Source organism: Flavobacterium yafengii (genome assembly GCF_030010375.1).
Taxonomy (GTDB): Bacteria; Bacteroidota; Bacteroidia; order Flavobacteriales; family Flavobacteriaceae; genus Flavobacterium; species Flavobacterium yafengii.
In genome coordinates, this window is the sequence record NZ_JASCRY010000004.1 from 301,934 (window position 1) to 324,825 (window position 22,892).

Here is a 22,892-nt window from a genome sequence, read left to right on the forward strand (position 1 = left end):
TTATTTAAAATCTTGAATCAATTATTCAACATCTACTACTATTTCTAAGACTCCTTCAAATTCCGAAGCAATGATATCTTCTTTATTCAACCAATACTCGGAAGTAGTGATTGTATAATTCAGATTATCCGCAGTTGTTAAATCCCATAAAACATCCTCTGCTTCTGGAAAAGGTGCATTTTCATTCATCGCGTGATCAAACAATCTTTTGATAAGATTACTGTCAGACAATCCTTTACTCAATAATTTAAGTACGTACTCTTTTGTCAACTGCATCTCATTTTCACTTTCTAATGGTGCAATTGTAGCAGTTACAATTGTTGCTTTTGCATTAGGAAACTTACCGTTATAGGCTTTAAAAAGCAATTGATTGATATGAAATAAAGTCGAATGCAAACCGATCTCAGGATATTCCTCACACACTTTATCCAAGAACATATCATTAGAAATTTGTTGAATTTGTCCTTCATTCAAATGTTCTGATAATTTATATTCTAATACGATCACTGCAGCCTCTTTGGGCTCAAAATCAGAAATTGCCATAAAAAGCAACTCTCTTAAACTGGAAGCATCCGCATCTGAAGCATCCGGATAATCAAATTTTTCAAGCAGTTTAATGTAATCATCATTTGTCCAATAGCTTTCAATTTCATCTACAGTATTCGCTCTATTTATTGTAATTTGATAGTTCATATTTTCTTTGAATATTTATTTCTTACTTTGATTTGTTTCTTCAGAAACCAATCTTTTTTTACAATTTAGGGCTTTATTACTGCGAAACGAAATAAATAACATTTAAATAACACAATCAACAGCGCCATTTTGGAGTAAATCAATTGCTTTATCAACTTCATCTTTTTCATTAAATCCGTACCTTTGGTATCTTTAAACATCGAATTTTTTTTATCAAAAAACACAAATGAGCATCCTAACACACCATTTCAATACAAAATATAACACTGCACCTTTTTCGAAAATCAAAAACGAAGATTTCCTTCCTGCTTTTCAAAAAGGGATCGAATTGGCAAAAGCCGAAATCGATGCTATTGTTCGAAATCCTATACAACCAACATTCGAAAATACGATTGAAGCATTAGCGTTCAGCGGCGATGTTTTGGATAGAATCTCAAGCATCTTTTTTAATTTGAATTCAGCGGAGACGAACGACGAAATTCAAAAAATAGCTCAGGAAGTTTCTCCTTTATTATCTGAATTCGGAAATGATGTTCGCCTTAACCCTGATTTATTCGCCCGAGTAAAAACGGTTTACGAGCAACGAGAAAAACTGAATCTAAATCCGGAACAAACCACGCTTTTGGATAAAAAATACAAAAGCTTCTCCAGAAACGGAGCTAATTTGCCAGAAGACAAAAAGAATCAATTGCGAGAAATAGACAAAGAATTATCGAAATTGAGTTTGCAATTTGGCGAAAATGTTTTGGCCGAAACACAGGCCTATCAATTGCATATTACAAATGAATCTGATTTAGCCGGCTTACCGGAAGGAACTATCGAAGCCGCTCATTCTTTGGCTAAAAGCCAAGAAAAAGAAGGTTGGATTTTCACGTTGGATTACCCCAGTTATGTTCCGTTTGTAACCTATGCTGACAATCGTGAATTACGTAAGAAAATGGCAATTGCTTTTGGTGCCAAAGGTTTTCAAAACAATGAATTTGACAACCAAGAAATTGTGCTTAAAATTGCAAAATTGCGTTTTGACAGAGCACAAGTTTTAGGTTATGCAACTCATGCTCATTTTGTACTTGAAGAACGAATGGCAGAAAGTCCGGAGAAAGTGAAAACATTCTCGAATGATTTGTTGGAAAAAGCCAAACCGGCAGCTTTAAAAGAATTTGCTCAATTGACTGTTTTCGCAAAAGAGCTAGACGGTATTGAACAACTGGAAAAATGGGATGGCGCTTATTATTCGGAGAAACTGAAGCAACAATTATTCAATTTGGATGATGAAATATTAAAACCCTATTTTCAATTAGAAAAAGTTCTGGACGGTGCTTTTGCTGTAGCACAAAAATTATATGGAATCACTTTCGAAGAAATTTTCGAAATAGATAAATACCATGAGGAAGTAAAAACATACGCAGTAAAAGACGAAGAAGACCAATTAGTTGCTGTTTTTTATGCTGATTTCTTTCCAAGAAAAGGCAAAAGAAACGGAGCCTGGATGACGTCTTTTAAATCGCAATACATCAAAAAGGAAATCAACGAAAGACCGCATATTTCAATTGTTTGCAATTTCACGAAACCTACCGAAACAAAACCATCATTATTAACTTTTAACGAAGTAACGACTTTGTTTCATGAATTTGGTCATGCGTTACACGGAATGTTGGCGAACACGACATACCCAAGTTTATCCGGAACAAGTGTATATTGGGATTTTGTGGAATTACCAAGCCAGATTTTAGAAAACTGGTGTTACGAGCCGGAAGCTTTGGCTTTGTTTGCGTATCATTATCAAACTGGCGAAATGATTCCGATGAAATTAGTGCATAAAATTAAAGAAAGCGCCAGTTTCCAAGAAGGAATTGCAACGATGCGTCAATTGAGTTTTGGATTATTGGATATGGGATGGCATGCGCAAGATCCTTCCTATATCAAAGACATCAAAGCTTTTGAAACCGAACAGTTTGCAGCCACACAATTGTATCCTGAAGTGGAAGCAAATGCGATGAGCACCTCTTTCTCCCATATTTTTCAAGGCGGCTATTCTTCAGGTTATTACAGTTATAAATGGGCAGAAGTTCTGGATGCAGATGCTTTTGAATATTTCCAGGAAAAAGGGATTTTCAATAAAGAAGTGGCAACCAAATTCAAGGAAAATGTACTTTCTAAAGGCGGAACAGAACATCCTATGATTTTGTACAAACGCTTTAGAGGACAAGAACCAAAACCGGAAGCTTTGTTAAGAAGAGCTGGATTGGTTTAGATTGTTGAACAATTAGATTTTTAGATAATTAGAAACCGGAGTGAAAGCTTCGGTTTTTTTTTAAAAAATGTCTGCAAATTTGAAATTAAAATACTTTTTTATTTACTTTTGAATAATTAACTATTTGATTTTATGATAAATACATTAAAATCAGACTATAAAAATAATTAGCTTTTATAAGGATTTAAATACAACTTCTTTTTCTGTCAGTTCCAAAATTATCATTTAAAGACAAACTAAAAATCTAAATATGATGACAACTATTAAGGTCTTAACAAAAATAAACGCCCCAATACAAACTGTTTTTGATTTATCCAGAAATGTTGATGCACATCAACAATCTGCTGATTTCACAAAAGAAACTGCAATCGACGGAATCACTTCCGGGTTAATCAATTACAAAGAAACAGTCACTTGGCGAGGCAAACATTTCGGTGTTTATTTGACTCATAAAAGCCGAATCACAGCAATGAGCTTATACGATTATTTTGTTGATGAAATGGAGGAAGGAAAATTCAAATCATTCCGACATGAACATATATTTAATGAAAAAGACGGAGTTACCATAATGAAGGATAAATTACATTACGAAGTTCCTTATGGTTTTTTTGGAGAATTATTCGATTTACTATTTTTAAAAAATCATTTGATTAATTTTATTATCGAAAGAAATAAAACACTGAAAGCTTTATCAGAAAATGAGAAGCAATAACCACCAAACAATCGGGACACTTTCTACCCAAAAAGAAGTGTAATATTTAGACCGTTTTTCATTGGCAAAAAGCATAAATAATGAAATGATAATCACTAAAATCAAGTTGATAATCAATTGGTTTTTATCAAAATTACTTTTAAAAAATTCTAAAAAATAAAACGGAAGTAAAAGTAACAACCCTAATATTTTAGTGTGCTTCACTCCTATTTGCTGCGGCACGGTTTTTAAATGCGGATCGTCTTTTGCCAAATCAATAATTTCAAAAATAAGAATCAACACAAAAATTAAGATAAAGCGCTGTATGCATTTTAAATAGAAATCGGAAGTAATTGAAATATTGGCATTCAAAACCGGCAAAGCCAATGTCACTCCTACCCAACACAATGCTACGATATAAATTTTAACTCCAGCCCAATTCCTGGCATTCTTCTTATTTGGAAAAAAGGAAAGTGTGTACAATAATGTAATACTCAAGAAAACTACTGCAACTATTTGAGTTATCCTCTGGAGCTGAAAAAAATAATATCCGACAAAAAAAAGAGCAAAAAAGCTAAATAAAGCAATCGTTTTTAACTCCTTGCGCATTTGTAACCTTTGAACTCTGGCGAGCGCATCGTATTTTACAAAATTATATCCTACAATTGTTCCAAAAAAAGCAAAGATAGCAACTGGCTCATCTACAGAAATTTGGAACATATGTTGCGTCATTCTCACTAAGGCATAACATGATAAACCCACGTGAATACTACTATTAATGTAAAAATTGAATATTAGTTTTAAAAACCCCATTAGACAAAATTAATCAAAGTGTTAACAAGAATGGCTTTTAGTTGAAAAATTCACAGAAAATCAAGTTAAAAAAGTCTTTTAATAGCAGATTAATATTTATTTTTACAGCCTTTTAAAACAAGAAACACACAACCCATTTTATATATAATGAAAACAGACGCTTTTGCATTAAGACACATTGGCCCAAGAGAAAATGATTTAGAACACATGTTGAAGACAATTGGGGCAGCAACACTTGACCAATTGATCCATGAAACTATCCCAAGTGATATTCGTTTAAAATCTGATTTGGACTTGGAACCTGCAATGACTGAATATGAATTTGCAAATCACATACAGAAATTAGGGAATAAAAATAAAGTTTTTCAATCGTACATTGGTTTAGGGTACAATGCAGCCATTATTCCTGCGGTAATCCAACGAAATGTATTTGAAAACCCAGGATGGTACACAGCTTACACACCCTATCAAGCCGAAATTGCGCAAGGACGTTTAGAAGCAATTTTGAATTTCCAAACGATGGTTATCGAATTGACCGGAATGGAAATCGCAAATGCCTCTTTATTAGACGAAGGAACTGCAGCTGCAGAGGCAATGGCGTTACTTTTTGATGTACGTTCTCGCGACAAAAAGAAAAATAACATCAATAAATTCTTCGTTTCAGAGGAAATATTACCACAAACTTTATCGGTTTTACAAACACGTTCTACACCAATTGGCGTTGAATTAGTAATAGGGAACCATGAAACATTCGATTTTTCATCGGAATATTTTGGAGCAATCCTTCAATATCCAGGAAAATTTGGACAAGTTCATGATTATGCCGCTTTTATCGCTAAAGCAGCCGCAAACGAAATAAAAGTGGCTGTTGCTGCTGATATTTTGAGTTTGGCAAAATTGACTCCTCCGGGAGAAATGGGTGCTGCTGTAGTTCTTGGAACAACACAACGTTTCGGAATTCCGTTAGGTTACGGTGGTCCACACGCAGCTTACTTTGCTACGAAAGATGAATACAAAAGAAGTATGCCGGGAAGAATCATCGGTGTAACTGTTGATACTGATGGAAATCGTGCCTTGCGTATGGCATTACAAACACGTGAGCAACACATTAAACGTGATAAAGCCACTTCAAATATTTGTACAGCACAAGTTTTATTGTCGGTTATGGCAGGAATGTATGCCGTTTATCATGGTCCAAAAGGATTGCAATATATTGCTGATAAAGTGCATGCTTCGGCAGCTACATTGGCAAATGCATTAGAAAAATTAGGGTTACAACAAACCAATACTGCTTTCTTTGATACAATTGTTGTTAAAGCTGACACCAAAAAAGTACGTGCCATTGCCGAACAAAATGAAGTTAACTTTTATTACATCGACGAAAATACAGTTTCAATTTCTTTAAACGAAACAACCAGTATTGCTGATTTAAATAAAATTGTTACCATTTTCGCTTCCGCAAATGATAAACAAGCAACCACAATTGAAAGTTTATCAGAAACCAATCATTTCCCAGAAACGATAAACAGAACATCAACGTTCTTACAACATGATGTTTTCAATAAACACCATTCAGAAACCGCTTTGATGCGTTACATCAAAATGCTGGAAAGAAAAGATTTAGCGTTGAATCACTCCATGATTTCATTGGGTTCTTGTACTATGAAACTAAATGCAGCTTCAGAAATGTTGCCTTTAAGTATGGCACAATGGAATAACATTCACCCGTTTGCACCATTGGATCAAGCGCAAGGATACCAGGAAATGTTGGCTAAATTAGAACAACAGTTAAATGTTATTACTGGTTTTGCAGGAACAACATTACAACCTAATTCAGGTGCTCAAGGGGAATATGCCGGATTAATGGTAATTCGTGCCTATCATCAATCAAGAGGAGATCACCATAGAAACATTGCTTTAATTCCATCATCAGCGCACGGAACAAATCCAGCTTCGGCAGCTATGGCAGGAATGAAAGTTGTGGTTACTAAAACATTGGAAAACGGAAATATTGACGTTGAAGATTTACGTGAAAAAGCAATTCTTCACAAAGACAATCTTTCTTGTTTGATGGTTACATACCCATCGACTCACGGTGTTTTTGAAAGTGCTATTAAAGAAATCACACAATTAATCCACGATAATGGTGGACAAGTATATATGGATGGTGCAAATATGAATGCACAAGTTGGATTAACAAATCCTGCAACTATTGGTGCTGATGTTTGTCACTTGAACTTACACAAAACATTCGCTATTCCTCACGGAGGTGGCGGACCTGGTGTAGGACCAATCTGTGTTGCACCACAACTAGTGCCATTTTTACCTACAAATCCAGTAATTCCAACAGGTGGAGAAAACGCTATTACTGCTATTTCTGCCGCGCCTTGGGGTTCTGCTTTAGTTTGTTTGATATCGTATGGTTACATCTGCATGCTTGGCGCTGAAGGTTTAAAACAATCTACTCAATATGCAATTTTAAACGCGAACTATATTAAAGAGAAATTAAACGGTCACTATGATACGTTGTATTCTGGAGAAATGGGTCGTGCGGCACACGAAATGATTTTGGAATGCCGTCCATTTAAAGAAAAAGGAATTGAAGTAACTGATATTGCAAAACGTTTGATGGATTATGGTTTCCATGCTCCAACCGTTTCTTTCCCAGTTGCCGGAACTTTAATGATTGAACCTACTGAAAGTGAAAACTTAGAAGAGTTAGATCGTTTTTGTGATGCCATGATTGCGATTAGAAAAGAAATTGAAGCCGCTACTTTAGACAATCCAAATAATGTGTTGAAAAATGCTCCACATACTTTGATGATGGTAACTACTGATAATTGGAATTTCCCATACACTCGTGAAGCAGCAGCATTTCCATTAGAATACATCGCCGAAAATAAATTCTGGCCTACCGTTCGTAGAGCAGATGAAGCGTATGGCGACAGAAATTTAGTTTGTTCTTGCGCGCCAATTGAAGCGTATATGGAAAGCTAGTTTTTAAATATTTTAAAAAAAAATAAAAATGCCTCGATATATCGGGGCATTTTTATTATACTTGTATTAGCAAAACAATTCTTACAAGTGTATTTTGAAAACAAAACTCTTATTATTTCTATTACTATCGTATTTTGGAACTTGCCAATCCCAAAATTATAAATTTAGTTATTCTCCTAACAGCATTGATTCGCTAGAAAATTACCTTACTAAAATAACGAATAATAAAATAAACGAGTTCGGCACTAATCAACGAAAGAAAGCGAAAGAAATACTTTTAGAGAGAAAAGTATCCTTTTTAAAAGATGTAGAGGACAGCACATTTATTTTTGACAAAACCATTAATGGGTTTCTTCAAAAAATACTTACCGAAGTATACCATTCAAATCCCCAAATTGACACGAAAGATTTTTATTTTCTGATTAACAAATCACTGATTCCTAATGCTGCATGTTATGGGAACGGAATATTCTCAATTAATTTAGGCCTATTCTCACTTATTGAAAATAATGATGAAATGGCTTTTATTATCTGTCATGAATTAGCACATTATATCTTAAAACATAATGACAAAGCTCTCGAAGAGTATCTAGAAACATTCAACTCTAAGGACGTCAAACAACAACTAAATACCGCCTCCAATAAAAAATATGGTCGAAGGTCAGCTGTAACTTTATTATTAAAGGATTTGAAATTTAATTTCATGAAACGAAGCAGAAGTGCAGAGACCCGAGCTGACTCACTTGGTTTCACTATGTTTAATAATACAAAATACAACAAACAGGCTTCAATAAATATTCTAAAAAAACTGGATATGACTGACGGTATACTTTTTAATAATCTAACCGATTTAAAACAAAATTTCACATTTGAAGAATATCCATTTAAAGAAGTATGGATTGAAAAAGAAGACAAAATGTTTGACACTACTGAAAGTGTAAATGATTTAGAACTTGACAAAGATTCCTTAAAAACACATCCTAACATTCCACTTCGTATAGAAAACCTAATTCACAATTATACTATCACCACCACAAATACAACTAAAAACGAAATAGAATTAGTCCAAAAAAAAACATCTGAAAATAGCATTAAAATCTTTTTTGACGACTCTAAATTAGACTTTGCCTTATACCAATTATTATCTCTTCATAAAAAAAATGAATTGGATAAAAAAGCCTTTAATAGTTATGTTGCTTACTTATTAAAAAAAGTATACGTTTTAAAAGAAAAACATGTCTTCGGAAAATATGTAGGTCCGGTAAACTCTTTTTCCGAAGAAAAATACATCAATGAAATACGGTTATTTTTAAACAATCTTGAGCTAAAAGACCTAAGGAAAATTGGTTATTATTTTTGTCAAAAAAATGAATTGATATCCAAAGACGATACTGAATTTCAAGATGCTTATACTTTTTTCAAGAGTTTAAATAAAAATTAATACAAATCAAATACAAACCAATTATGAAAAGAATCAGTACTTTACTTTTAATCTCCTTTGTGGCAAATTTGACATTTGCACAAGAAAAAAAAATTAACGAAGTCAATACTTTTAAAGTAAAGAATTCAGGGGCAATCCTAAACAAAGAGAAAGATGTTGATGGTTATTATTTTTTCTATGAATTAGACAAACTAAAAAAAGGTGACCGTGAGTTTGCAATTCAAGTTTTAGATAAAAATCTAGTGGAAGTTGCTAAGAAAACATACATTGACAATAAAAATACTTTTTTGATGAAAAGTAGCTTTAACAATCAAGGAATAATGTTTGCAATGGCTAATTTTAAAGAAAAAAAAATCAGCCTATTAAGCTATGATAAAAAAGTCAACCAATTACCAACTATTGACATTCCTTTAGAAAGCAAAGAAATCCGTTATATCCAATACATGCAACAAACAGGTGATTTTAATATTATATTTCCTGTTGAAAATAAAGGATTCATTTTCAACAAGTTTGAAGACAATAAAAAAATAGGATACTCTTTAAAATATTATCCAACTGATGGTGGAAAATCATGGGAATATAACTCTCCCGATGATTCAAAAGAAATGTTGGCAATAAATCCTATTGAAGTAAATGATAAAGTAATTGTTGCTCTAGAAACATCAAAACCAGGTCTTTTATCAAGAAAACTTACTTTAAAGACAAAAATTATTGATGTAAATACAGGTGTTTTATTGTATGAGAAAGAATATAGTAAAAACAGTAAACCCAGATTAATTAATAATGCGTTCCTTGATAAAGACAATAATGTTGTTTTAATGGGGGAATATTTTAAAGAAGGTGATAATATTATAGATGATAAAAGTTTAGGTCTGTTTACAGAAGTTGTCGATTTATCTGGGAAAACTTTAAAAGAAAACTTTACTAGTTGGAAAGAAGATGTTGCTAAAATTGCAAAAGTAAGCGGAAATTACATTGAAGACAAAGGATACATCTATTTCCATAATATTGCAAGAACAAAAAACAATGAGTATTATGCCATTGGAGAATTCTATAAAAGAACCGCAAGTGCTGGAGGTATAGCATTAACAACATTATCGCTGTTAGGCGGTGGTGGCGGTGGCGCAAGTGTCACACAACTTACAATTACAAATTCTGTAGTCTTTAAGTTCAACTCTGATTTCAAACTTACAGGAATTCAAGAATTTGAAAAAGGAAAATCAAGAGCTCCAAGTTTATCTGATTTTGGGAGCCCTCAATTAAACGCACACGCATTAAAAGCGTATGGAGCATTTGATTATGAATATACCCAACTAGACAAAACAAATGATCGTTTCTACGCTTGTTTCATAGATTATGAAAGATTAAAAGGAGAAAAAAATAAAAGTGCTTTTAAAACTATAATTTGTGATAATGGACAATTATCCGAAGATAAAATCTATTTAAAAAGTGATAATAACAATACTGATTTTCGAGTTTTACCGGCAAAAGTTGGAAATGTTTTATTATTGGAATATGATAAAAAATTAAAAGAAATAAATATACATTTAGAAAAAATAAATATTAAATAGTCCCTTAAGAGCCACTTGTTAGTGGCTCTTTTTTATTTTTGCACACATATAATCTAATTACAATTTCTAATTAATGTTTTTATCAAAAAAGTCATAGCTTAGAAACAATCACATAATAGTATTTAAACACAAACAAATCCTCAATTACAAATCCTCAAAATATCCATTTTATCAATTGCAACAATTAGAAAATAAATATCGCATCATTTATTGCTATTCGTAATAAAATAATCAATATTTTTGCCAATAAATTATTATTTCACAATTATATGCATGCATAGTAAACTTTGTGAGTGTACTAATTTATTTATCATTAAATTAGCCTGAATTTTTGGAAAAACAACCCGATGAAAATAAAAATAACTGGAATAGGAAGTTATATTCCTGAGAAAAAAGTAAGCAATACTGACTTTAGTGAACATGTTTTTTTGAATGAAGACGGAACAGCTTTTGGTTACCCTAATGAAGTAGTCATTAATAAATTTAAAGGAATTACTGGCATAGAACACAGACGTTATGCCGAAGACCAATACACCTCTTCTGATTTAGCTTTCTTTGCATCTCAAAAAGCAATAGAAAATGCTCGAATTGATCCGGAAACAATTGACTATATCATTTTTGCACATAATTTTGGTGATGTAAAATGTGGAACAAATCAATCTGACATGATTCCTAGTTTGGCCACCCGTGTCAAACACAAACTACAAATAAAAAACCCTAAATGCGTGGCCTACGATATCCTTTTTGGATGCCCGGGCTGGATAGAAGGTGTTATGCAAGCCAATGCTTTCATCAAATCTGGCATGGCAAAACGCTGTTTGGTAATAGGTTCTGAAACACTTTCCAGAGTGGTTGATGCGCATGACAGAGATTCCATGATTTATTCAGATGGCGCCGGTGCTTCTATCATTGAAGCTTCTGATGACGAAACAGGAATGCTGGCTTACGAAAGTGCCACTTATGCTAATGATGAAGCTAATTACTTGTTCTTTGGAAAATCCTATAATCCTGATTTAGATCCAGACATTCGTTATATAAAAATGTACGGTCGCAAGATTTATGAATTTGCATTAAGCCAAGTTCCTGCGGCGATGAAAAGTTGTTTGGACAAAAGCGGATTGGGAATTGATGACGTAAAAAAAATTCTTATTCATCAAGCCAATGAAAAAATGGACGAAGCCATAATTCAACGTTTTTACAAACTATACGACAGAACCGTTCCAAAAGACATCATGCCGATGAGTATTCATGAACTGGGAAATAGCAGCGTAGCCACCGTCCCTACTCTTTTTGACCTGTTAATTCGCGGAGAAATAGAAAACCAATCCATACAAAAAGGCGACGTTCTAATCTTTGCATCCGTTGGAGCAGGAATGAACATCAACGCATTTGTTTACAGATATTAAAATTGTGAGGGACATAACAATAAGGAGCTAATCCGGCTGTACACTACAATTCCTCACTACAAAACTTGTTTTTCTAAGGTGCAAGAAAGCTTCTTTCAGTCGCTTTTTGCACCTTGAAAAACTACATTTTGAAGCTCCGGGATTTTCATTCCCATCCGGGCTAAAAAACAATGCCCAAAAACACATTTATTACTATATTTGTGCCTTCGTGTCCTAGCGGCAAAATCAAAAAAACATGTACGAAAAAACGTTTCCCAATAAAAGATTCAAACATACTTTAGAATTTCTAAAAAAACACGTCTCAACTTCAGAGACCATATTAGATTTAGGCGTTGAAAACCCTTTCTCTAAAATCATGAAATCCGAAGGATTTGCAGTTACAAATACAACAGGAGAAGACCTAGACAAAGACCAATCCATCTTTTCAACAGAAAAAAAAGATGTGGTAACCGCTTTCGAAATCTTTGAACATTTACTGAATCCTTACACGATTTTAAGCGAAATAAAATCGGATAAACTTTTCATATCTATCCCTATGCGCTTGTGGTTTTCGCCCGCTTATAGAAGCAAAACAGATATGTGGGACAGACACTACCACGAATTTGAAGATTGGCAGTTGGACTGGCTTTTGGAAAAAACGGGTTGGAAAATAATCGACCGCGAAAAATGGACAAATCCAGTAAAGAAATTTGGTCTTCGCCCCTTATTGAGAAAATTTACCAATAGATATTATATTATTTACGCTGAAAAAATCCCCACCCCAACCCTCCCCGAAGGGAAGGAAGCCTAGACTCTAAATTTTTTAAACTTAAAATTTTAGAATCTCAGCATCTTAGAAACTTAGTCCCTCAAGAAAAATGAATTATTATATTGTTATTCCGGCTCATAACGAAGAAGCTTTTATTGCTTTAACTTTAGATTCTTTGATTTCTCAAACTGTTTTACCCAAAAAAGTAGTGATTGTCAATGACAATTCTACTGATAAAACTGCTGAAATCGTAACGGCTTACGCCAAAGAAAATCCGTTTATCTCTTTAGTAAACAAAACTTCCAGCGCGATACATTTACCGGGAAGTAAAGTTATTCAGGCTTTTCATAAAGGATTCGAAATATTGGACGAAGAATATGATGTCATCGTAAAACTGGATGCCGACTTAATTCTTCCCAACAATTATTTCGAGACTATTTTAAACATTTTCGAAAAAGATGCAACAATAGGAATGGCTGGTGGATTTGCCTACATTGAAAAAAATGGCGAATGGATCCTGGAAAATCTAACGGATAAAGACCATATTCGTGGTGCATTCAAAGCCTACAGAAAAGCATGTTTCCAACAAATAGGGAATTTAAAACCAGCTATGGGTTGGGACACCGTTGATGAATTATTATCAAAATTTTACGGATGGAAAGTCGTTACCGATGCTTCATTGATCGTAAAACATTTGAAACCAACTGGAGCTAATTACAACAAAACTGCCCGTTATAAACAAGGAGAAGCGTTTTATACTTTAGGCTACGGATTTTTAATCACTTCCATAGCTTCGGCAAAACTGGCGATGATGAAAAAGAAACCGTTACTCTTTGTAGATTACATTAAAGGGTTTTGGAAAGCTAAAGCAGCTAAAACACCATTATTGGTAACCGCGGAACAAGCTAAATTTATTCGCAAGTATCGTTTGAAGAAAATGAAAGAAAAAATTTTCTAACGAAAACTACGAACGCAAAACTTATAACTCATAACTATTTTTGTAATTTAGCCCATAATCACAAAACTATGATGCTCATTCGATATATAACGCAGATAGGAAGATACTTCTTAATGCTAAAAGAAATTTTCAATAAACAGACAAAATGGTCTGTGATGAGAAATCTAATTTTTAAGGAAATAGACGATTTAATTATTGGTTCCCTTGGTATTGTAGCATTCATTTCTTTCTTTGTTGGAGGTGTTGTTGCCATACAAACCGCATTAAATTTGACCAATCCATTAATACCAAAATACCTTATTGGGTTTGCTACAAGACAATCTGTAATATTAGAATTTGCGCCTACGTTCATCTCAGTGATTATGGCTGGAAAAATGGGCTCTTTTATCACATCAAGCATTGGAACCATGCGAGTTACGGAACAAATTGACGCTCTGGAAGTTATGGGAGTTAACTCGCTAAACTATTTGGTTTTCCCCAAAATAATTGCTTTACTGCTTTATCCATTTGTTATTGGAATCAGTATGTTTCTAGGAGTATTAGGCGGCTGGATGGCTGGTGTTTATGGCGGTTTTACTTCCAGTGACGAGTTTATAAATGGTGCGCAATTGGATTTCATTCCATTTCATATCGTTTATGCTTTTCTTAAAACATTGATTTTTGCCATGTTATTAGCAACTATTCCTTCTTTTCACGGATATTATATGAAAGGTGGCGCACTCGAGGTAGGACGCGCAAGTACGGTATCCTTTGTTTGGACATCAGTTACCATAATTACTTTTAATTACATATTAACTCAATTGTTACTTGGCTCATGATAGAAGTAAAAAACATAGAAAAATCATTTGGCGGTATCAAAATTCTTAAAGGTGTTTCCACTGTTTTTGAAACAGGAAAAACGAATTTAATTATTGGACAAAGTGGATCCGGGAAAACAGTTATGCTTAAAAGTCTTTTAGGAATTCATACCCCTGAATCTGGAACTATTTCATTTGACGGGAGGATATATTCTGAGCTCGCTCCAGATGAAAAACGTGATTTGCGAACTGAAATAGGAATGGTTTTTCAAGGAAGTGCCTTGTTTGATTCCATGACAGTTGCTGAAAACGTGGGATTCCCTTTAAAAATGTTTACCAAAGACAATAATTCAAAAATTCAGGAACGTGTAGACTTTGTATTAAAAAGAGTCAACCTTACTGACGCCCATAAAAAACTACCTTCGGAAATTTCAGGAGGAATGCAAAAAAGAGTTGCGATTGCACGAGCTATTGTAAACAACCCAAAATACTTATTTTGTGATGAACCAAACTCTGGTTTAGATCCCAATACAGCTATTTTAATTGATAATCTTATCAAAGAAATTACCGAAGAATACAATATCACAACGGTTATAAACACCCATGATATGAACTCTGTGATGGAAATTGGAGAGAAAATTCTATTCTTAAAAGATGGTTTAAAAGCTTGGGAAGGAACCAAAGAAGAAATTTTCAGAACCGATAATGAGGCTGTTGTAGCCTTTGTTTATTCTTCAAATTTATTCAAAAAAGTACGAGAAGCGTATTTGAAAGAATAGAAGGCTAACTTGATTTCAACAATTCTACCTCAGCATTAGGATTGAATAAATAAGTCTTTCCGGAACTCATTTCGAGGCATTCAAAACGCTTGGTTCTTATTGCTATTTTCTTGAAAATCTTTCCATTTTGGATTCGGAAAACACTTCCATAAGGAATTTCAAACACATAATTTTTATCATTTTGCTGGTCAAATTGTTTCAGTGCCAAAGCCAAAGTAGCATCAGTATCGCTGCTGGCAGTTGGGTTTTTGAAATGCCTCGCCAACAAAGGCAACAATTGATTCGGGAAAATCTCTGGGCGAATATAAGGAATCATCAACCGTTGAAAAGAATATTTCCACTCGTTTCCATGAGGTTTAATATGTCTCCCAAATTTTTCGAAAGCAACCAAATGTGAAATCTCATGAATCAACGTAATCAAAAACTTGTATTTATTCAGATTTGAATTTACCGTGATTTCATGCTTTCCATTCAACCCTTTGCGATAATCACCATGACGTGTCTGACGCTCGTTTACAATCTTAAGGTGCACTTGATTGGCAACAATAAGTTCGAAAACGGGTTTTACCGCATGCTCTGGAATGTATCTGGCTAAGGTTTCGCTCAAAACAATTTGGGAATTATGAGTTATAAATTATGAGTTATGAGTTTTTCTTAGAGGTTATTATAATACTTCGTATAATTTTCAAAACTTCATTATTCTGTTGGTAAATCGATTCAAATTCTATCTCAGAAATATAATTGGTTTCTTTTAAAAGTTCTAACCAATAAAGAGATTCATCACATTCTTTCTGAGCTATGGACAATTTATGAATAAAGTCAGGCTTACTTTGCGCATTTACTGCTTCACGGACATTTGCTCCAACAGAAGTAACTGAACGCAAAAATTGTTTACTCATAATATATTCTTTCTTTTCAACGACTAAGTATTTGTAGAAATTCACACCTCTAATTGCCAACTCAAAACTCTTTGTTTTTACAATACTTTCACTCATAATTTAAAATTTATAACTCTAAGTTATGGATTGGTAGAAGAAACTTGCAACACTTTGCCGTTGAAATATTTATTTCCAGTCAAAGTGAAATCATAAATATAATTTGCCATTTCCCCTGCTGATATAGGCGCTTGGTAGCCAGGAAAAGCCTCTGCCAACATCTCTGTTTGAACAGAACCCAAAGCTAAAACATTGAAAGAAATTCCACGCTCTTTGTATTCTTCTGCTAATAATTCTGATAGTGTAATAACAGCTCCTTTACTCGAACTATACGCTGCCAATCCCGCAAACTTTAAACTTCCCTGAATTCCGCCCATAGAACTTATTGTTACTACGTGGCTTCCTTTTTGTAAATATGGCAGGCAAATTCGGGTCAAATTAGCAACCCCAAAAACATTGACTTTATAGATATTTTCAAAATCTTCCTGAGTCGTTTCTGAAAAAGGTTTTAGCAATAAACTTCCTGCGTTATGAATGACTGCATCTATTTGTTTCCAAGACTTGGAAAGGAAATCGCTTACTTTCACTAATTCAGATTCAGCGGATAAATCAACTGAAAGACACGTGATATTTTCGTTACCCAACAAAGCTTGAGGAATTTTTCTGGAAATGGCTAACACTTGGTGTCCCGCATTGGCAAATTGCAATGCCAATTCAAATCCTATACCTCTACTCGTTCCTGTGATGATGATATTTTTCATATAGCAAAAATAAACAAAAACAGTAAAAAAATAATGCTTTACGCAAAGGATTGTTGCCACAATAAAAATTAAAGATTCCAGCAATTTTACTTATTTTTGGCAAACCAAATTAACATCAGATTTAAAAAAAATGACAGATAGCATACAATTCGAAACTGCAAAAATAAATGACATTGATGGCGTATTGGCATTACAGGAATTGTATCTTGTAGCTAATTTATCCGAAGAAGAAAAAGCTTCGGGCTTTGTTACTACACCATTTACTGTCGCACAACTAACCGAAGTTATCCATGAAAACAACTTGTTTATTGCCAAAGACAATAACAAAATCATTGCTTACATTTTCGCAGGAAGTTGGGATTTTTTCAAACAATGGCCTATTTTCAATTACATGAGTTCATTGTTTCCGGAACTGACATTTTTAGATTTTGAAATCACCACAAACAATAGTTTTCAATACGGCCCCATTTGCATTCACAAAGAATATCGTGGCAAGGGATTGATAACGCCACTGTTTGAATTCATGAGAACACACATGCTTCATAAATATCCATTAAGTTTGACTTTCATCAACAAAATCAATATTCCATCCGCGAAAGCCCATACCGAAAAACTAAAATGGACCATTATTGGAGATTTTCAATTCAACAATAACGAGTACTTTATTTTGGCGTACGATATGAATCAGGCAGTTTCTTAAACTATTTAAGCATTATGATTTCTTGTGTCGGCAACGTCATTTTCTTTCACTTTATATTCAACGTCAACAATTTTTAAATGTGGATCACTAGTCGTTTGAGCAATTACTGACGAAGTTGGCAGACAACTAAAGAAAATCAGAGAAAGAAGATACAAATGCTTTTTTTATAATAAATGAGGTTTATATTTTATAGCAATGGGTATCTAAACTTTTATAATATGGCTTTATTCCGATAATATTTCTTGTAGACTTTAACCATTTGAACAAAAGCTAAAACCACAAAAAATGACGGAATTATTACGGGCATTACATATTTAGAAAAACTGGTTGTGTTTTGAGATAAGGTGTTTAACACCAAAACCAAAGTTAACATCCCAAAAAATGTACCTATCAAAGTCCCTGAAACATAATACAGTTTTAGCTTTTTTACAATCGAAATATAATTCCCATTCATCAAATAAAGATTCCAACCGGTCCAAAACGGCAATTGAAGAAAATTGATACAATTCAAAAACACTCCGATAAGGAAAGGAGAATACATTGCATATTTCTCTAAAATTCCTTGTTCTTCCATTGTTTGATTGGAATTAGCATAAAAAGAATACCCTAAAATCAACAGAAATAAAACGGCAAAAAAATCAATAATTTTCATTAATTTTTTATTATTGACTAATTGCTTTGCGAAAATCAAAGTGAAATAAATCACAAACATCTCCACGAAAATCACTCCTAATAAAAAGAATACCAAGCTGTTCATTCCTAGCTTTGAATAGATTTCAAAACCTACAACATTCAAATATCCCAACGGTATCGAACCGATAAAGCTCACTAAAAAACCAACAAAAATGTTCTTTAATGCCTTCATAATTTTAGAAATTTACAATTCTATTGCTTTGTTCCAGATGCATTCTGTATTCTTTCATACCGTCTTTATGCAGTAAATACGGAGCACCATTTTTATGGTTTGCCACACTTATTTCATACATATAGGTAATGTGACGCGCGAGTTCTTTCCATGCAAAAAGCAAAGAATGTTTTGGGTCATAAATGTGTGTGGGCTCGCTTGCAGCACCATTCAATTCCACAACTGAAAAGTGTATTCCTTGTTCCAATTCTTCAATTGTACGGTACATCACATCCAATCTGCCAAAATAGAAACCTGGAATTTGCAGACACATTTCGTTTATTGTTTCCGTCAATTTTGGTGTTATCCAATGACTTCCATCAATGAATTTTGCACCTCGTGCATGATTCCCATAAGGCACCAAATTCAATTTTTCTCCTTTTGGAAGAATATCGAGTAGTTTTCTTCCGTATTCCTGTTTCAAAACCTTTAATTGCAGTTCGTATCGAGGATTTTCTTTGATTAATTCTTCTACGGTAGAGAATCCGTTTCCGGTAATAATCAGAAATTCTTTGGAAACTATTCCTGTAATTCTGCCCACTTTTTCATGAGGATAACGCACATAAAAAATTCCAACTTCATTGTCAAACGGAATTAAATCCTGCACTACATAATCGAAATTTGCTTTTTCAGCATATTCTTTTAAATCTTGAACCGTGTTAATTTTTTTGACCCCAGACCCTCGCAGTCCAATATCTGGTTTTGCAATCAAAGGATATTTTATTTTTGATACTTGAATAGTATTTAAAATTTCTTCAAGAGCAGTTCCTTCTTTTATTAATTCCGTTTTTGGGTAATAGTGTTGTGGAATCAAATTGTAGATTTCTTTTTTGGACTCCATCATAAAACCGCCATTTTTTATGGTTGGATTAGAAGCATTAAAGAAAAAAATAGATTTTGCCTTGATGGAATAATAGGACCAAAGAAAATAAATTGGAATATAAACAATCTGGAAAGGCCAATATTCCCAATGCGTAATTTTATGAAAAAATAGTTTCAAATTAAGTTCTTTAAACGGTGATAAATGAGGTCGAAAAATCCTGTTGCGCAATCAAATCGTAATGCAATATAGCTACTTTATTTTTTTCAATAACCGATTGTGTGATGCTCAACGTTTTCATCTCGTCATTTCTATTGATAACCAACCCATTTTCATCATTTTCTTCTTCGGTATAGCGATGAAAATCGTGCATTTTTGATTCGGAAATTTCAGGATTTCCATCCATAAAAGTATAAAACCAGTCGGCACGTTTTTCACGAATCGATGAGGAATACAAAGTCGATGAAGACCAAATATGATTTTGATGAACATCTAAAGGAGTTGTTTCTTTTTCTTTTCCGTTCCAGCGCAATTGAAAAAGAGCGTTGTCTTGGAATAAAACTAACGTAAAAGGTTCTATGTTTTCCAAATCAATTTCGCTCCAGAAATCCTTTGGCGATAAGCTGCTGATCATATCTAAAACAATCAAACCACGGCTTTTTCGATACGGAAGTTGCACTTCATGCTTTTCGTCGGCACCGTTTAACAACACCAAAATTGTTCCATCTGCATTAGCAACAAACCAAGTTCCTCCTGCTTTTGGATCCTTTGGAAAAATAAGGTTTTTTCCGTTTACGGTATAATTTCTTGGAGGTATTGCACTCGGTCTTACTGTTTTTTCATCCCGATTAGAGGTAATGATAATTTTATCATTCGTTGCTACAAAACTTACTGTGCACATTGATTCCTATATTCTATTGTAGATCGGGCAACTCCAAAGTTAGCGTCAATTATAACTGTTTCACATTGTAGAATAGCTACTTTAATAAGCGCCTGATGGTGAATACAATGCTCTAAATTATACAGTAATTCTCTGAAATAGTTGCTTTCAATTCGAATTTCCTCACCATCAATAATTTGCAACAACTTGATGTTTTTATTTTTTTTGTCTAAATTTTGTTGAATCGACACAATATTTTCAATAGCAAAAATGGTATCCGTTTGAATGCGAATATTTCGTTCTCTTTTGTCATAATTCACAATGCCTAAATCATATTGATTTTCTAAGCACTGAAACATTTCAATAATATGCCTTGTATGCTCCCCAATAGTTGCATTACTTAATTCTGCACAAGAATTTGAATATTCATTTTGTGACAATTGCTTCAGCAAATCAATCAGTTCGTTTAAACTATTATTAATAGAAGGTATTAGCATATTTAAGTTTTAATTCAACAAATTCATCACTTTAGTTCTATCCTTAAAAACTAAAGTAATACAACAAAGAAAGGTAATTAGTGCCAAAATAAAAAGTGTACCACCATCATTTTTCACTTCAATCCCGAGCACAAACAGATGAGCAAAAATCGCACCAACCATGATGCCGCAACCCATTATAGCACCAAACAACGAAGTTCTTGATATTAAAATCAAAATTACCGTAATCAACTCGGCAATTCCAGTACCAATCCTTCCATAAGGTTCTATTCCCAAAGCAGAAAAAATATAAACCGATTCTTCACTAGCCGTAAATTTAAAGTACAGCGTTTGGACTAAAATTACTGCTACAGTAAGTCTCAGCAACCAGAAAAACAGAGATAGTTTCATGATTTCTATTTTTTTTATTTAACTATTTTATTCCAATTTGCATCGGCCTTCATCATCAATCCAGATTCATTCTTGTTCCAGCTTTTCAATGTATTATTAAAAAAAGCATTGTAAAACAAATACAACTTCCCATTCTTTATTTTGAAAGTCTCCGGATTTACAGACACTTTTTCATTAGAGTCGCCCATCGCAAAAGCACACCAACCTCCATATTGTGGTTCAAATTTTGAGGGATTTTTCAAAAAATATTCTTTATTTACTGGCATAGAAAAATAATAAACCACACCTTCATGCGATACTGTTATTTCTTTTTTCCCTTTCACTGCTTTTCCTTGTTTGAAATAAGCCACAGGATCATATCCTTGAATAGCCACGTTTTTTTCAAGATTAAAATGAGTCAGTCGTTTATTGTCCTTTTGCGAAAAGCCAGAAAGAGCAAACAATACAATTAGAAGAAACAGTAGCTTTTTCATGATTATTTATTTAAAGATTTTGCAACGGCAATCAACAAATCATTTGAAATTCTATTTTTGAAATTAGGTGTGATGTGTTCAAACTCAATTTCAGCATTTGTATTTAAAATAAACACCGCCGGAACAGGCAAAAAAGAACTATTTACCCCTTCAGAACCTTTAGTGATAATAGCTTTATAATTTTCCGGAGCTTGAAAAGCAATTCCAACAGCTCTCGACAATTCGCCTGTACTGTCAGACAATAACAAATAATTTAATTTTTCTTTATCATCTGTAACTTTCAAGCTTTTAGGAGCATCCGGACTTATTGCAATAATTTGATATCCCAAATCCAATAATTCTTTTTCGGCTTCCCCTAATGCTGCTAAATGAGCATTACAATACGGGCACCAACCACCACGGTAAAAAACTAAAACCGTTCTTTTCTTACTGATTAATTCCGTTACATTAACATCTGTATTTTCTACAGATGTTAAAGTGACATTAGGAATTTTTTCTCCAATAAGTAAGGGAGCGATTTCTGTGGCTAATTTCGGCAAATTATTTTGGGCATGAACGGATAATCCAATTGCAAATAAAACCAAACAAATTATTTTTTTCATAGTGTTACATTTTGATGTTGTAAAACTACTTTGCAATTTCGAATAGATTTGTCGGCTATGTTACAGTTCCACTAAAATAATTATAATTTACTGATGTCCGTTATAATGATTTCTTTCCTACTGTAAATGATGGTGCCATTCGTTTCCATTTCATTGAGTAATTGAGTCGCAGTTTGTCTTGAAGTACAAATAATTTGCGCAATATCGTTTTGGGTCAAATAATTTTCAATTACCACTTTATCTTCTATTTTTTTACCTTCTTTTTCAGCCCAATCTTTTAGAAACTGAAACAATCTGGTTTTTGCGTCTTTAGAAATCAAATTAGAATAACTGTTCTTAATCCGTTTCATTTTTAGACCTACGAACTTTGTGTAGGACAAAGCCAGACTTGGATTTCGCAACAATAAATCTTCAAAATCCGACATTAGAAAACTACAAATGGCCACATCATCCGAAAGTACTTTTGCATATTCATTGGACTGGCTGTCAGCTTCCAAAGTCAGTTCTCCAAATAAATCTCCTTTTTGAATAATATCTTTAATTGTTTCATTACCGTCTTCATCAACCGCAACAATCTTTATATTTCCTTTTTTAAGCAGAAAAATTCTTGGTAAATCCGAAGAAGAAAAATAGATGATTTCGCCTTTCTTTGCTTTTTTAAAACCGGTAATAATGCACAATTGTCTTATTTGTCCAAAACTCAATGTTCTAAACAATTTGTGATCGCGCAAATACCAATATTTTAAATCTTCGTACATAAAAGTAAATCTTTTAGTAAATGT

Annotated in this window: 24 protein-coding genes; 11 read left to right on the forward strand and 13 right to left on the reverse strand. The window is 33.4% G+C overall.

Annotated features, from left to right (window positions below; all coding sequences use genetic code 11):
• Positions 1-21: 21 nt before the first annotated feature.
• The gene (locus tag QLS97_RS14345) at positions 22-693 is read right to left on the reverse strand and encodes a hypothetical protein (protein ID WP_282717591.1); all 672 of its coding nucleotides are present in this window, start codon (positions 691-693) and stop codon (positions 22-24) included.
• A gap of 226 nt (positions 694-919) precedes the next feature.
• On the opposite strand from QLS97_RS14345, the gene QLS97_RS14350 reads away from it, so the two are divergent.
• Both QLS97_RS14350 and QLS97_RS14355 read left to right on the forward strand, forming a co-directional pair.
• Complete coding sequence (locus QLS97_RS14350) at positions 920-2,947, forward strand: M3 family metallopeptidase (RefSeq protein WP_282717592.1); 2,028 nt, start codon at positions 920-922, stop codon at positions 2,945-2,947.
• A 250-nt stretch (positions 2,948-3,197) separates the two neighbouring features.
• On the forward strand, positions 3,198-3,659 hold the full coding sequence (locus QLS97_RS14355) for an SRPBCC family protein (RefSeq protein ID WP_282717593.1): 462 nt from the start codon (positions 3,198-3,200) through the stop codon (positions 3,657-3,659).
• Here the strand turns inward: QLS97_RS14355 and QLS97_RS14360 are convergent.
• On the reverse strand, positions 3,639-4,451 hold the full coding sequence (locus QLS97_RS14360; protein ID WP_282717594.1) for a hypothetical protein: 813 nt from the start codon (positions 4,449-4,451) through the stop codon (positions 3,639-3,641). The two genes, QLS97_RS14355 and QLS97_RS14360, sit on opposite strands and share 21 nt — an antisense overlap.
• 147 nt (positions 4,452-4,598) lie before the next feature.
• Between QLS97_RS14360 and gcvP the strand changes: the two genes are divergently transcribed.
• The 8 genes from gcvP to QLS97_RS14400 all read left to right on the forward strand — a co-directional run bounded on the left by gcvP (position 4,599) and on the right by QLS97_RS14400 (position 15,148).
• On the forward strand, positions 4,599-7,448 hold the full coding sequence (gene gcvP, locus QLS97_RS14365) for an aminomethyl-transferring glycine dehydrogenase (protein WP_282717595.1): 2,850 nt from the start codon (positions 4,599-4,601) through the stop codon (positions 7,446-7,448).
• 94 nt (positions 7,449-7,542) lie between these two features.
• Positions 7,543-8,889: a M48 family metallopeptidase gene (locus QLS97_RS14370; protein ID WP_282717596.1), complete on the forward strand. Its 1,347-nt coding sequence runs from the start codon at positions 7,543-7,545 to the stop codon at positions 8,887-8,889.
• Between the two features lie 23 nt (positions 8,890-8,912).
• On the forward strand, positions 8,913-10,460 hold the full coding sequence (locus QLS97_RS14375; RefSeq protein WP_282717598.1) for a DUF6770 family protein: 1,548 nt from the start codon (positions 8,913-8,915) through the stop codon (positions 10,458-10,460).
• A 347-nt stretch (positions 10,461-10,807) separates the two neighbouring features.
• Positions 10,808-11,866, forward strand: coding sequence for a 3-oxoacyl-ACP synthase III family protein (locus QLS97_RS14380; RefSeq protein ID WP_282717599.1), 1,059 nt, complete (start codon positions 10,808-10,810; stop codon positions 11,864-11,866).
• Positions 11,867-12,101: 235 nt separating this feature from the next.
• Positions 12,102-12,656, forward strand: a complete 555-nt coding sequence (locus QLS97_RS14385) for a class I SAM-dependent methyltransferase (protein ID WP_282717600.1) — start codon at positions 12,102-12,104, stop codon at positions 12,654-12,656.
• A 67-nt stretch (positions 12,657-12,723) separates the two neighbouring features.
• Complete coding sequence (locus tag QLS97_RS14390) at positions 12,724-13,572, forward strand: glycosyltransferase family 2 protein (protein ID WP_282717601.1); 849 nt, start codon at positions 12,724-12,726, stop codon at positions 13,570-13,572.
• Positions 13,573-13,640: 68 nt separating this feature from the next.
• On the forward strand, positions 13,641-14,390 hold the full coding sequence (locus QLS97_RS14395; protein ID WP_099713471.1) for an MlaE family ABC transporter permease: 750 nt from the start codon (positions 13,641-13,643) through the stop codon (positions 14,388-14,390).
• A complete protein-coding gene (locus QLS97_RS14400) occupies positions 14,387-15,148 on the forward strand; it encodes an ABC transporter ATP-binding protein (protein ID WP_131916971.1) in 762 nt (253 codons plus the stop codon). Before QLS97_RS14395 ends, QLS97_RS14400 begins: the two co-directional genes overlap by 4 nt.
• A 4-nt stretch (positions 15,149-15,152) precedes the next feature.
• Here the strand turns inward: QLS97_RS14400 and QLS97_RS14405 are convergent, their stop codons facing one another.
• From QLS97_RS14405 to QLS97_RS14415, 3 genes are read right to left on the reverse strand one after another with little or no spacing between them, the layout of a single operon-like run.
• Positions 15,153-15,755 (reverse strand): SprT-like domain-containing protein, encoded by a 603-nt coding sequence (locus QLS97_RS14405; protein WP_282717603.1) that lies wholly within the window; start codon positions 15,753-15,755, stop codon positions 15,153-15,155.
• Between the two features lie 34 nt (positions 15,756-15,789).
• Positions 15,790-16,143, reverse strand: coding sequence for a four helix bundle protein (locus QLS97_RS14410; RefSeq protein ID WP_131995913.1), 354 nt, complete (start codon positions 16,141-16,143; stop codon positions 15,790-15,792).
• Positions 16,144-16,166: 23 nt separating this feature from the next.
• The gene (locus QLS97_RS14415) at positions 16,167-16,844 is read right to left on the reverse strand and encodes an SDR family NAD(P)-dependent oxidoreductase (RefSeq protein ID WP_282717604.1); all 678 of its coding nucleotides are present in this window, start codon (positions 16,842-16,844) and stop codon (positions 16,167-16,169) included.
• A gap of 130 nt (positions 16,845-16,974) precedes the next feature.
• On the opposite strand from QLS97_RS14415, the gene QLS97_RS14420 reads away from it, so the two are divergent.
• Complete coding sequence (locus QLS97_RS14420; RefSeq protein ID WP_282717605.1) at positions 16,975-17,544, forward strand: GNAT family N-acetyltransferase; 570 nt, start codon at positions 16,975-16,977, stop codon at positions 17,542-17,544.
• A gap of 211 nt (positions 17,545-17,755) precedes the next feature.
• Here QLS97_RS14420 and QLS97_RS14425 read toward each other — a convergent pair whose 3' ends face one another.
• The 8 genes from QLS97_RS14425 to QLS97_RS14460 form a co-directional block, all read right to left on the reverse strand.
• Complete coding sequence (locus QLS97_RS14425; RefSeq protein WP_282717606.1) at positions 17,756-18,409, reverse strand: hypothetical protein; 654 nt, start codon at positions 18,407-18,409, stop codon at positions 17,756-17,758.
• 4 nt (positions 18,410-18,413) lie between these two features.
• The gene (locus QLS97_RS14430; RefSeq protein ID WP_282717607.1) at positions 18,414-19,448 is read right to left on the reverse strand and encodes an ATP-grasp domain-containing protein; all 1,035 of its coding nucleotides are present in this window, start codon (positions 19,446-19,448) and stop codon (positions 18,414-18,416) included.
• 10 nt (positions 19,449-19,458) lie between these two features.
• Entirely contained in the window at positions 19,459-20,169 is a 711-nt protein-coding gene (locus tag QLS97_RS14435) for an NRDE family protein (RefSeq protein WP_282717608.1), read from the reverse strand.
• A complete protein-coding gene (locus QLS97_RS14440; protein ID WP_282717609.1) occupies positions 20,157-20,645 on the reverse strand; it encodes a DinB family protein in 489 nt (162 codons plus the stop codon). Before QLS97_RS14440 ends, QLS97_RS14435 begins: the two co-directional genes overlap by 13 nt.
• Before the next feature lie 9 nt (positions 20,646-20,654).
• Complete coding sequence (locus tag QLS97_RS14445) at positions 20,655-21,035, reverse strand: DoxX family protein (RefSeq protein WP_282717611.1); 381 nt, start codon at positions 21,033-21,035, stop codon at positions 20,655-20,657.
• Positions 21,036-21,049: 14 nt separating this feature from the next.
• On the reverse strand, positions 21,050-21,508 hold the full coding sequence (locus QLS97_RS14450; RefSeq protein ID WP_282717612.1) for a YHS domain-containing (seleno)protein: 459 nt from the start codon (positions 21,506-21,508) through the stop codon (positions 21,050-21,052).
• A gap of 2 nt (positions 21,509-21,510) precedes the next feature.
• Positions 21,511-22,110, reverse strand: coding sequence for a peroxiredoxin-like family protein (locus QLS97_RS14455; protein ID WP_282717613.1), 600 nt, complete (start codon positions 22,108-22,110; stop codon positions 21,511-21,513).
• Between the two features lie 80 nt (positions 22,111-22,190).
• Complete coding sequence (locus QLS97_RS14460; protein WP_282717615.1) at positions 22,191-22,868, reverse strand: Crp/Fnr family transcriptional regulator; 678 nt, start codon at positions 22,866-22,868, stop codon at positions 22,191-22,193.
• Positions 22,869-22,892: the final 24 nt, after the last annotated feature.